Below are 10,118 nucleotides of genomic sequence, written 5' to 3'. Positions count from 1 at the left end.
CACCGATTTCCACGGGCTCTGCGGCTTCCGCGAGCCCGCCGGGACCGCGGACCTCCTGGAAAGCCTCGGCGTGCCCGAACTGCGCCCGTGGATCGAAACGCTCCGCGCCGGACCGCCGGGGGACGCCCTCCGCACCGTCCTCGCGCAAATGCTCGACGAGAAGTCCCGTCCGTTTCTGGCCGCGGTCGAACCGGCCCTGACCTCCGTCTATGCCGATATCGCCCGCGCCCACCCGGGTGATCCCGGCGTCCTCGCGGCGCTGCTGCTCAACCATGTCGAACTCGCGCCCGGCCAGGCGCTCTTCCTGGACGCCGGCGTCCCGCACTCCTATCTGCGCGGCCTCGCGATCGAGGTCATGGCCAATTCCGACAACGTGCTGCGCTGCGGTCTCACCGGAAAGCACGTCGACGTCCCGGAACTGATGCGGGTGGTGAGTTTCGTCCCGTCCGTGCCCGCCAGGGTCGAACCCGCGGCCGGATTCCGGTACTGTCCCAATACGGATGAATTCTCCCTTATCCGGCATGACCTGACCGCCGACCCGGACGAGCTGCCGCCCGGCCTTCCCCAGACGCTGCTGTGCCTGGAAGGCGAAGCCCACCTCAGGACAGACCGCACCTTGACCCTCACCCGAGGCGAAGCCGCCTTCATCCCCGCCGGCGCCCCCGCCGTCCGCCTCACCGGAAGGGGCGTGCTCTACCGCGTGATCCCCGCGATCCCATGACCGTCCTCGCCCTCGACATCGGCGGCACCAAGTTCGCGGTCGCCCGCGTCGCCGCCGATGGAACGTTCCTAGACCGTGCCGAGCACCCGGTCGGCCAGTCGCCCACCGCCACCCTCCGCGGCCTGGTCGCCGACTTCGCCGGCCCCGGCCTGACCGGTGTCGGCATCGGCTCGGCGGGCCCCATCGACGCGGCCGCCGGCACGGTCAGCCCGATCAACATCCCCCGCTGGCGCGACTTCCCGCTGGTCGCGACGGTCCGGCGCTTCGTCCCCGGCGTCCCGGTCTCCCTCGCGGGCGACGCCCAGTGCATGGCCCTCGGCGAATGGTGGCGCGGCGGCCGCACCAGCTCGTCCCTCCTCGGCATCGTGGTGTCGACCGGCGTCGGCGGCGGGCTCGTCATCGACGGCCGCCCCTGGACGGGCCGCACCGGCAACGCCGGCCACATCGGCCACGTCATCGTCGACCCCGGCGGCGAACCCTGCGTCTGCGGCGCCCGCGGCTGCCTGGAGACGATCGCCTCGGGCCCCGGCATGGTCCGCTGGGCCCTCGCCCAGGGCTGGACGCTCGCCGCGGGCCGCCCGGACGCCAGGGCCCTCACCGCCGCCGCCCGCGGCGGCGCCCGCATCCCCCTCGCCGCGTTCCACCGGACCGCCGCCGCGCTCGCCACCGCGATCCTCAACACCGCGGCCGTCCTCGACGTCCGCGACGTCGTCATCGGCGGCGGCGTCTCCGCCGCCGGCGACCTCCTCCTCGACCCCCTCCGCGACACGATCACCGAGCGCGCGGGCATGCCCTACCTCCGCGACCTGCGGATCTCGGCCACCACCCTGGACCGCGACGCCGGCCTCCACGGCGCCGCCGCCCTCGCCCTCCTCGCCGCCGGCGAACCGCTCCGCGAACCCTCCTGACCGCCCCCCGCATCTCAGCCTCAACGCTTCCTTAAAGCGGGCATAAGTGGGGGGCCCCGGGGCGGATCCGGTGCGAAATTCGTGTCGTGGCACTCGGGCCCGCCCGCCTCCAGGGGCGGCGGGCCGCTCGCTGGAAGGAAGGACAGCGGATGGGCAAGCACACCGGTTCGTTCGCCCCCGGCCTGCCGGGGGAGCGGATGCGCCCCGCGGTGGTGGCCCGGGCCTTCCAGACCCTGCCGTCCGTGCACCGCGAGATCCTCACCGAGACGGTCTTCCGGGAGCGCTCGGTCAACGAGGCCGCGGCCTCGCTGGGGGTCCCGGTGGACGTGGTGAAGGTCCGCGTCTACCACGCGCTCCGCGCCCTCAACACGGCCCTGGCCGCCCCGCGCCCGATGGTGTGAGGCCCGCGCCCGCGAAGCCCGTTCGACTCGACGCCCGTTTAAATGGGTTGCCCGCGCGGGAAGCGCGGCGGCATCATCGGTGTTGCCGACAGCGAGACCGAAAGGGGAGGGAAGATGCGCAGTCATCGAATGCACAGCCTTTCCGGTCTCGGGAGCCGCGCCCGGACGTGACCCTCACGTTCGCCGACCGCCCGCAGACCGTGGGCGGTCTTTTCGTTTTCCGGAGGGTTGGCCGAGTGGTAAGGCAGCGGCCCGCTAAGCCGTGGTCAGGGTCATCCCTGCGCGAGTTCGAATCTCGCACCCTCCGCGCCGAGTAGGGACGCTGGTGCGTCCGGCGGTCTCATAAGCCGCGGCAGGCAGGTTCGATTCCTGCACTCGGCACGTCGGAAGACACGTCTCCGTGGCGCAGTGGAGAGCGCGCCGGGTTGCGGACCCGGAGGACGCAAGTTCGAATCTTGCCGGAGACACGGCCTTCGTAGTGTGGTGGCATGCACGCCAGGTTGTGGTCCTGGAGGTACTCGGTTCGATTCCGGTCGAAGGCCCTTGAATCAATTTCGGACATCGCCGGTTCCGTCGCCTAGAGCGGGGCATTGAAGGTCCAGCCTTTGGCGAGGAGGGCGTCGGTCGCCGCAATGGCGGCGGCCAGGCGGTGCTCATGGGGGCCTGTGACGATGATGTGGGGCAGGCCCCGTTCTTCGAGTTCTTCCTGGAAACGTTCCGACATCCACGACCGGATGGATTCCCCATCGCGCCAGCCGTCCTGCTCGAACGGGACGCCCTCGGGTGACGTGAGGATCCACAAGTGGTGCGGTGTGCGCTCGTGTACGGTCTCCACCTCCGGGGCCGGGGTCCCCAGGTAGCGCTCGTGCCAGAGGGCGGTGGCGAACGCGTCGGTGTCGCAGACGAGGAGCGGGGAACCCGACCGCGCGGCGGCGTCCTCCAGCGCCGCGTGGTGCCCGGCGATCAGGGTGAAGTCGGCGGACTCCCACTTGAGGGCGTCCAGCCACAGCGAGGCGTCGCCGGCGGCGCGGCGGGCCGCGGCCAGCTTCTCCTCGGTGAACGTGCGCCCGTACTCCGGCACCCAGCGCGTCGCCGCCCAGACGCCGCCCCGTCCGGCGTAGTGCGCGGCGAGCGCGCGGGCCAGCGTCGTCGTCCCGGTCGACTCGGCGCCCACCACCACGACCCGCCGCGCCAGGTGCGCCCGGACGGGCGGCGACAGGAACTCCCAGTTGCCCGCCGGGTCGGCCCGGACGGCGGTGCCGCTGACCGGGAAGCGCTCGCGCGGCGGATCCACCGGGACGTGGACGGCGGAGAACCGCTCCGCCAGCTCCGGCCCGTACGCCTCGGAGCTGAACACCGCGTCCACCGGAGGGACGGGCACGCCGAGCCCCGACCGCATCGCGAGGCCCGCCCGGAACGCGGCGACGTGCGCCGACCAGAGCTCGTCCGACCCGTAGTCGATCTCGGCGTCGTCCACCACCGGGAAGACCTCCACGTGCGGCTGCCGGTGCGCCTCGCGCAGCCACGCCGTCCGCAGCGGGAGGGGGATGCTCTCGACGCTGGACGCGGCGACGACCACGCTCAGCCGCGCGCACGCGGCCGCGGCGGCGTCGATCAGGTGGTGGTGGCCGGCGTGCGGCGGGTAGAACTTGCCGATCACCAGCCCGTGCGCGTACGTCATGCGGCCGCCGCCGCGGGCTCGCCGGCCGTACGGGCGCGGAGATCGCGGTGCCAGGCGCGCAGGCCGAACACGCACAGCGTCAGGAAGACGACGTACAGGACGCCGGTCAGCTTCAGGTCCTTGTGGAAGTACAGCGGGATGTACACGAGGTCCGCGATGATCCACAGCCACCACGACTCCAGCAGCTTGCGCGACTGGCCGTAGACGGCCATGAGCGAGATCGAGGTCGTGAGGGCGTCCCAGAAGGCCACCGTGGAGTCCGTCCAGACCGACAGCGCCCAGGTCAGGAACGCGGTGGCGGCCGCGCCCGCGCCGAGGAGGGCCGCCCACTCGCCGCGGCGCGTGCGCCTGACCGGGAGGTTGTCGCGGCCGTCCCCGCCGTACAGCCACATCCACCAGCCGTAGAGCTGGAGGCCGATGTAGAAGACCTGCAGCCCGGAGTCGGCATAGAGGCCGCCGTCCAGGAACACGAGGCCGAGCAGCATCACGTTGGCGATGCCGATCGGCCAGTTGAGGATGTTCTGCCGGACGACGAGCCACACGTTGACCGCGCCGGTGCCGAAGCCGAGCAGCTCCGCCCACGTGGTGGGCACCGTGCCCACGTGGAAGGCGGGGTCGAGGAGGGGACCGAGCGGGACGTTGACCGGCATGCTCGCAATGATCACATCTCGTCAAAGAGACGACAAGGGGTTTACGCGGGGCTCAGCAGGACCAGCGGCGCCGTGGTCGGCCGCGCCGACCCGCCGGCGGGCTCGACGGTCACGCCCAGCCGGTCGGACGGGCGCCACGTCCCGGCGACGACCGGGCGGTCCCGGTCGCCCGGCAGCAGGCCCGCCGGCCGGGGGCCCGCCGCGTCGATAAGCCAGAGCTGGTACGCCCGCGAGGAGGGCAGCGTCCGCAGCCCCGAGGACGCCACGACCACCCGGCCGCGGGACGCGGACGCGACGATCGCCACCGTCCCGCCGCCCGTGGCGCGGCCCGTCGCCGAGCGCGCGTCGGGCGCGGACAGGACGGACGCCACCTCGCGCTGGGCGGCCTCGGTCCGCGCCGCCCGCTGCCGCTCGCCGACCGCCACGCCCACCGACGCGGCGGTGACCAGGCACGCGGCGGCGGCGAGCCCGGCCACGGCCGCGCGGCGCCACCGCTTCGGGCGCGGCGTGCGGACCTGCGCGCCGCGCTCCGGCTCCTCATCCGGCACGGCCGGTGGAAGCTGCCGGACGTGCCGGATGTCGGCCAGCACCCGCTCCCGCACCCGCGGCGGCGGAGCCTCCGCGGCCGCCATGGCGAGCCGGGCCGTCGTCGCCTGGAACTCGCGCAGCTCGGCCGCGCAGCTCTCGCAGCCGTCCAGATGCGCCTCGAACAGCCGCCGCTCCTCGGCGTCGTCGATCGCGTCCAGCGCGTACGCCCCGGCGAGGGTGTGCGGGTCGCCGGTCATCGTTCCACCCCCAGGCAGTCGCGCAGCCGGATGATCCCGTCGCGCATCCGGGTCCGGACGGTGTTCGGCGGCGCGCCCACCAGCCGGGCCACCTCCCGGTAGGAATGCCCGCCGTAGTAGGCGAGCGTCACCGTCTCGCGCTGCAGGCGGGTCAGCGTCCCGAGGCAGCGGCGGACCCGCTCGTGCTCCAGCCGCGCCTCGACCCGCTCGCCGACCGGGTCGTGGGACGCGCCCGGCCCCTGCCCCGCCGCCGCCTCCCGCTCGCCCGCCGCCTGCTCGCGGCGGACCCGGTCCACGGCCCGGCGGTGCGCGATCGTCATGATCCAGGCCGGTGCGCCGCCGCGCCGCGGGTCGTAGCGGGCCGCGGTGCGCCACACCTCGATCATCACCTCCTGGGTCACCTCCTCCGACATCGCCGGATCGCGGACGATCCGCCGCACCAGCCCGTGCACGGGCGCGGCGACCACGTCGTACAGCCGCTCGAACGCGCGCTCGTCGCCGCGCGCCGTCCGCTGCAGCAGCGCGTCGGCGTCCTGCCCGGACAGGGTGCCGTCCCCGGGCGGTCTCGTGTCCGGCGGCATGGCCTGCTCCCCTCGGTGGGCCGCCCGCCCGGATCCGCGCGTCCGGCGCCGGCTCGGATCGGGCCTCACAGGACGAGGCTCCGCAGCGTGAGCCCGACTCCGAGGGCGACGACCGTCGCGGACGTCCCGATAGGCATCATCCCGGACGGAATGCGCGGCCGCTTGGCCAGAATGCGCCGCGTCAGGGCCCGCCCCGAGCCGACCACGAGGAGGCCGACCGCGACCAGCGCCGCCGCCAGGCCGAGCCCGTAGGCCAGGACGAGCACCACCCCGAACCACGCGCGGCCGATCGCCGCGCCGCCGACCAGCACGACCACCGCGGACGGGCTCGGGACCATGCCGCCCGCCAGCCCCATCAGCACGACCCCGCCGCGCCGCCCGCCGGCCGCGGGCCCGTGCCCATGGCCGTGCCCGTGGGTGTGCGTGTGCGTGTGCGCGTGGGTGTGGCGGCGGTTGCGCAGGGCGCGCCGGAGCAGCAGCGCGCCCGCCGCCGTGACGAGGACGCCGCCCGCCGCGCCGAGCCAGGAGAACAGGGCCTCCGGCACGAGAAGCGTCCCGGTCGTCGCCAGCAGGCCGAGGACGAGGACCCCGGCGGTGTGGGTCAGCGTGACCGTCAGTCCGAGCCCGAGGACGTCCCGCACCGGGCGCCGCCCCGCGCCCACGGCGTGCGCCGCCATGATCGTCTTGCCGTGGCCGGGCGCCAGGGCGTGCAGCGCCCCCAGGGCCATCGCGATGAGGAAGGCCAGCAGGGCGAAGCCCGGCGTAAGGTCCTGCCGTGCGACGAGGGAGGTGAACCGCTGGGTGAGCCCGTCGGATCCGCGCGGCAGGAGCCGTTCGGAGCCGCCGGACGCGGGGGCGGCGAGCGGGGGCCCGCCCTCCCGCACGGTGAGTGACGCGGACCGCTGGTCCGGCGGGGAGGAGAGCGCGTCCTCCGGGTAGGCGGTGAGGCGCCGGCTGCGCGACTCGGCGGGCACGCCGGGCGCCCGCACCGTCATCCGGTCGCCCCGCGCGGTGATCTCCCGCCAGCCGATGCGGCCGCCCGGATCGGCCGCGCGGAAGGAGATCGTCCCGGGCACGGCCGGTGCGGTGATCCGGCACTCGGCCCGCAGCGTCGGCAGCCCGGCCTCGCCCCGCGGCGCGGTGCCGGAGGCCGACCGGACGGACGCGGTCGCGGCCCGCCCGTCCACCGTGACGCGCATCGACGCCGCCGCCTTCCGGCAGGCTCCGTCCGCCCAGGCGCGCAGTTCCGCGGCGGACGGGCGGCCGTCGCGGTCGGTGTCCAGCTCCGGGAGGGTCTGCGCGGCGGGGATCTCCGCGAGGTCCTCGACGTGGTCGATCCGCAGTTCGTGCGGGGCCGCGACGAGCCCGTCGTAGTGGTTGACGGTGAAGTTGCCCAGCGGATGCGCGGCCAGCAGCCCGGCCGCGAGCGCAAGGGTGATCATGGTGCGCCTCCCAGGTCGTCGAGTGCGGCCTTGGCGCGGGGTGCGTGCAGCGGGGAGAACCGCGGGTTGCGGCGCAGCGACTCGGCCAGGTCGCGGCGGGCGTCGGCGTCCTTGCCGAGCGCCTTCTCGATGACTCCGCGGTGGAAGTGGAACAGGGCGCGGCGGTATCCGGTCGCCGTCGCCTGGCGCGCGTAGCGCAGCGCCTCTTCGTCACGTCCAGCGGCGTGCAGGGCCCAGGCCAGCGCGTCCGCCGCGTGGACGCCGCACCGCCGTGCCCTCCGGTCCGGGCAGCGGCGGTCGTACTCGGCCCGCGCCGCGCGCAGCGCGACCTCCGGGTCGCCGTGGTCGCTCTCGAAGAGCGCGGTCTCCAGGTCGGCGGCGACGCCGTTGGCCTCGGCGATCCGCGTCCACGCCGTGGCGACCGCGTACTGCCGTTCCGCCTCGTCCTCGCGCCCCCGCGATTCCAGCAGCTCCCCGTAGTCGGTGAGGTACTGGGGGAGGGGCAGCCGCCGGACGATCTCCGCCCGGTCCGCGAGCGCACCCTCGATGTCGCCTTCCGCGGCGCGGACGCGGGCGCGTCCGTCCAGGGCGGGGACGTGCCCGGGGGACTGGCGCAGCGCCTCGGCGTACTCGCGGCCCGCCCGGCCGAGGTCGCCGTCGTTCCAGGCCAGCTCGCCGAGCTGTGTCGCGAGGTAGGCGAGGTCGCCGCGATCGGTCGCGGAGGCCCGGGCCAGCCCGAGCACGCGCCGCGCCTCCCGGGTCTCGCCTCGCAGCTCCCGCACGTACGCGAGCCGCGTGAAGACCGGGATGCCAGGACGCGCGGCGTCCGCCGCCCGCGCGGCGCCGAGGGCCTGGTCCAGGCGCCCGAGTTCGACGAGCGCGTCCACGCGGACGGCCGCGGCCCGCTGCCCGAGCGGGTTCGCCTCGAGCGCGCGGCCGGCGTGCCGGAGCGCCCCGTGGAAGTCGTGCCGCGCCGCCGCCAGGGCGCCGAGTCCCTCCAGCGCACCCGCGTTGCCGGGCTCCTCCCGCAGGGAGCGGCGGAGCACGGCGTCGGCCTTCGGGTAGTAGGCGGTGTCCCCGGTCACCCGGGCCTCCTCCACGTAGGCGAGGCCGAGCGCGGCCCACCCGGCGGCGTCGTGCGGCCGGTCGCGGAGCCGCTGCTGCAGCCCCGCGATCCCCGCGGCCGGGGCCCCGGCGCCGGCCGCCGCGGGCGCCTCGGACGGGCCGCCGAAGGCGACCGCCGATCCGAGGGTGAGCGCCGCGACGAGACCGGCCACCGGGGCCCCGATGCCGAGGGCCCGGACGAGCGGGGCCCTGCTGAGAAGGGAGCGCATCAGCCGCCGAGCCGTCCCGGCCGGCGCCGCCACCACAGCAGCCCGCAAGTCGCCAGGAACGCCACGACGCCGGACCCCGCCGCGATCGGCACCAGGCCGGGCACGCCGGACCCCTCGTCGCCCGCGGCGTCCTCGACCGCGCCGGCGTTGAGGAGGTTGACGGTCTCGCCGTCCTTCCCCTTGGCCCCGGCCTTCGCCGCGCCGCTCCTCGCGCCCCGCACGTCCGACCCGGAGTGCGGCTGCGCGACGTACGGGAAGGTGCTCCCGAACTCGCGGTCGTTGGCGTTGACGGCGTCGCCCAGGTCGTTCTTCTTGCCGAGCAACTCGCCCTCGACGGCCTGCAGCGAGATGTCGACGACGTCGTCGGTGAGCCGCCGCCCGTTCGGGAAGCCCGCCTTGTCGCCGCCGAGGACCCCGAGCCGGTCCGGGTTCGCGACCGGCTTGATCGAGGTGTTCAGCCGGAGCAGCTCCGCCGGCCGGACGTTCCGCGGCTTGTTCAGGCCCGGCACGCCGGTCAGGTACGCCTGGACCAGGTCGTCGCGCGGGCCGGGCGGCGCCGGGATCTTGTAGATCTGCTCGATCAGCTTCGGCAGCTCCGGGTCGGTGACGAACCCGGCGAACTGCGCGTCGTGCCACGGGCTGGACGCGTTGAACGTGTCCTTCTTCCCGCGCGGGACGACCACCTCGTTCACCAGCGGGCTCCCGAGCCGCGACACCTGCGTGTGGCCGCCCGCCGCGTTGCGCCGCTGCACCGTCGAGTTGACCCCGATCACCGGGTCGCCGTTCCGCACCAGCTGCCGGGTGGGCACCTGGACGGCGACGGTGTTGACGTTGTAGCCGCTCAGGGTGTCGTTGCCGACCTCCTTGAGGTTCGCCCCGTACAGCAGGTCGAACACCCGCAGGTCCAGGAAGAACGAGTCGTCGGCCTGCCCGGCGAACGCCGCCGTCCCGTCGCCCAGCGGCCGGACCGCCTGCGCGCGCAGCTTCGCGTAGTCCGGCATGGACGCCCGGCCCACGTTGGACGGCGCCACCGGCGCGCCCTGCGCGATCTTGCGGGTGCCGTGCACGTTGCCGTCCACCCGCCGGATCAGCGTCAGGTCGTAGGTCTGCGTGAAGTTGAGGTCAGGGTCGTCGAGACTCGTCACCGGCCCCGTGTTGTAGAGGAACGTCTTGTCGTTCTTCAGCCGGTCGTGGAACTCGAACCGGTACGTGAGGTCGGCCAGTGAGTCGCCGTTGTTGTCGATGTTGAGGTCGTAGGCGGCGTCCCGGGCGAACTTGTAGAAGGTGGGCCCGCCCGCGGGCTCCTGCAACGGGATGAAGTTCGCGATCAGCGTCGTCGTGTCCGGCCTGTCGGGACTGACGAACGCGTACACGTCGGTGTTGTCGTACTGCGGCTGCCCGGAGACGAGCGGCGCCTCGCGGTGGCTGGACGCGGCGCCCCGCTCGGGCGCGAGCCCCGCGAACCCGCCAGCCAGCAGCACGCCCCCGGCGGCCACCAGCGCGGCGATCCGCGTCCTGGACGGATGAAGTGTCGGCATTGTGGACCCCTGCCGGCCCCCGGACCCCCGCCGCGGCGGCGCCGTTTCTCTCGGCGCTGGGCAACGTCCGCCGCGAC

At 74.7% G+C, this 10,118-nt stretch carries 10 protein-coding genes and 4 tRNA genes; 7 read left to right on the top strand and 7 right to left on the bottom strand.

What is annotated here, in order from left to right:
• From IEZ03_RS02310 to IEZ03_RS02280, 7 genes are all read left to right on the top strand, one after another.
• On the top strand, positions 1–721 hold a 721-nt coding region (locus IEZ03_RS02310; protein WP_506269196.1), incomplete at its 5' end, for a cupin domain-containing protein.
• Positions 718–1,629: an ROK family protein gene (locus tag IEZ03_RS02305; RefSeq protein ID WP_184882567.1), complete on the top strand. Its 912-nt coding sequence runs from the start codon at positions 718–720 to the stop codon at positions 1,627–1,629. The genes IEZ03_RS02310 and IEZ03_RS02305, both read left to right, overlap by 4 nt.
• An 86-nt stretch (positions 1,630–1,715) precedes the next feature.
• Positions 1,716–2,030, top strand: a complete 315-nt coding sequence (locus IEZ03_RS02300; protein ID WP_132043738.1) for a sigma factor-like helix-turn-helix DNA-binding protein — start codon at positions 1,716–1,718, stop codon at positions 2,028–2,030.
• Between the two features lie 222 nt (positions 2,031–2,252).
• Positions 2,253–2,337, top strand: a tRNA-Ser gene (locus tag IEZ03_RS02295).
• A gap of 1 nt (position 2,338) precedes the next feature.
• Positions 2,339–2,411 (top strand) — tRNA-Met (locus IEZ03_RS02290).
• Positions 2,412–2,424: 13 nt separating this feature from the next.
• Positions 2,425–2,497 (top strand) — tRNA-Arg (locus IEZ03_RS02285).
• Positions 2,498–2,499: 2 nt separating this feature from the next.
• Positions 2,500–2,572 (top strand) — tRNA-His (locus IEZ03_RS02280).
• A 35-nt stretch (positions 2,573–2,607) separates the two neighbouring features.
• Here the strand turns inward: IEZ03_RS02280 and IEZ03_RS02275 are convergent.
• From IEZ03_RS02275 to IEZ03_RS02245, 7 genes are all read right to left on the bottom strand, one after another.
• Complete coding sequence (locus IEZ03_RS02275) at positions 2,608–3,711, bottom strand: AAA family ATPase (RefSeq protein ID WP_184882569.1); 1,104 nt, start codon at positions 3,709–3,711, stop codon at positions 2,608–2,610.
• Positions 3,708–4,361 carry a nicotinamide riboside transporter PnuC gene (gene pnuC, locus IEZ03_RS02270; RefSeq protein WP_184882571.1) on the bottom strand — a complete coding sequence of 218 codons (654 nt, stop codon included), beginning with the start codon at positions 4,359–4,361 and terminating at the stop codon, positions 3,708–3,710. Before pnuC ends, IEZ03_RS02275 begins: the two co-directional genes overlap by 4 nt.
• Positions 4,362–4,402: 41 nt before the next feature.
• Positions 4,403–5,146, bottom strand: coding sequence for an anti-sigma factor (locus IEZ03_RS02265; protein ID WP_184882573.1), 744 nt, complete (start codon positions 5,144–5,146; stop codon positions 4,403–4,405).
• Entirely contained in the window at positions 5,143–5,727 is a 585-nt protein-coding gene (gene sigK / locus IEZ03_RS02260; protein WP_184882575.1) for an ECF RNA polymerase sigma factor SigK, read from the bottom strand. Before sigK ends, IEZ03_RS02265 begins: the two co-directional genes overlap by 4 nt.
• Positions 5,728–5,792: 65 nt before the next feature.
• Positions 5,793–7,169: a sulfite exporter TauE/SafE family protein gene (locus tag IEZ03_RS02255; RefSeq protein WP_184882577.1), complete on the bottom strand. Its 1,377-nt coding sequence runs from the start codon at positions 7,167–7,169 to the stop codon at positions 5,793–5,795.
• Positions 7,166–8,503, bottom strand: a complete 1,338-nt coding sequence (locus IEZ03_RS02250; protein WP_184882579.1) for a tetratricopeptide repeat protein — start codon at positions 8,501–8,503, stop codon at positions 7,166–7,168. The genes IEZ03_RS02255 and IEZ03_RS02250 overlap by 4 nt, the downstream gene beginning before the upstream one ends.
• A complete protein-coding gene (locus tag IEZ03_RS02245; RefSeq protein ID WP_184882581.1) occupies positions 8,503–10,041 on the bottom strand; it encodes a DUF4331 domain-containing protein in 1,539 nt (512 codons plus the stop codon). Before IEZ03_RS02245 ends, IEZ03_RS02250 begins: the two co-directional genes overlap by 1 nt.
• Between the last annotated feature and the right edge of the window lie 77 nt (positions 10,042–10,118).

Origin of the sequence: Actinomadura livida (assembly GCF_014648675.1) — a bacterium.
Taxonomy (GTDB): domain Bacteria; phylum Actinomycetota; class Actinomycetes; order Streptosporangiales; family Streptosporangiaceae; genus Spirillospora; species Spirillospora livida.
This window is presented reverse-complemented; position numbering and strand designations above follow the sequence as displayed.

Bases quoted from the DNA above. Each gene is read 5' to 3' on its own strand.
- IEZ03_RS02305 (WP_184882567.1), top strand. From the start codon at position 718: ATGACCGTCCTCGCCCTCGACATCGGCGGCACCAAGTTCGCGGTCGCC.
- IEZ03_RS02275 (WP_184882569.1), bottom strand. From the start codon at position 3,711: ATGACGTACGCGCACGGGCTGGTGATCGGCAAGTTCTACCCGCCGCAC.
- pnuC (WP_184882571.1), bottom strand. From the start codon at position 4,361: ATGCCGGTCAACGTCCCGCTCGGTCCCCTCCTCGACCCCGCCTTCCAC.
- IEZ03_RS02265 (WP_184882573.1), bottom strand. From the start codon at position 5,146: ATGACCGGCGACCCGCACACCCTCGCCGGGGCGTACGCGCTGGACGCG.
- sigK (WP_184882575.1), bottom strand. From the start codon at position 5,727: ATGCCGCCGGACACGAGACCGCCCGGGGACGGCACCCTGTCCGGGCAG.
- IEZ03_RS02255 (WP_184882577.1), bottom strand. From the start codon at position 7,169: ATGATCACCCTTGCGCTCGCGGCCGGGCTGCTGGCCGCGCATCCGCTG.
- IEZ03_RS02250 (WP_184882579.1), bottom strand. From the start codon at position 8,503: ATGCGCTCCCTTCTCAGCAGGGCCCCGCTCGTCCGGGCCCTCGGCATC.
- IEZ03_RS02245 (WP_184882581.1), bottom strand. From the start codon at position 10,041: ATGCCGACACTTCATCCGTCCAGGACGCGGATCGCCGCGCTGGTGGCC.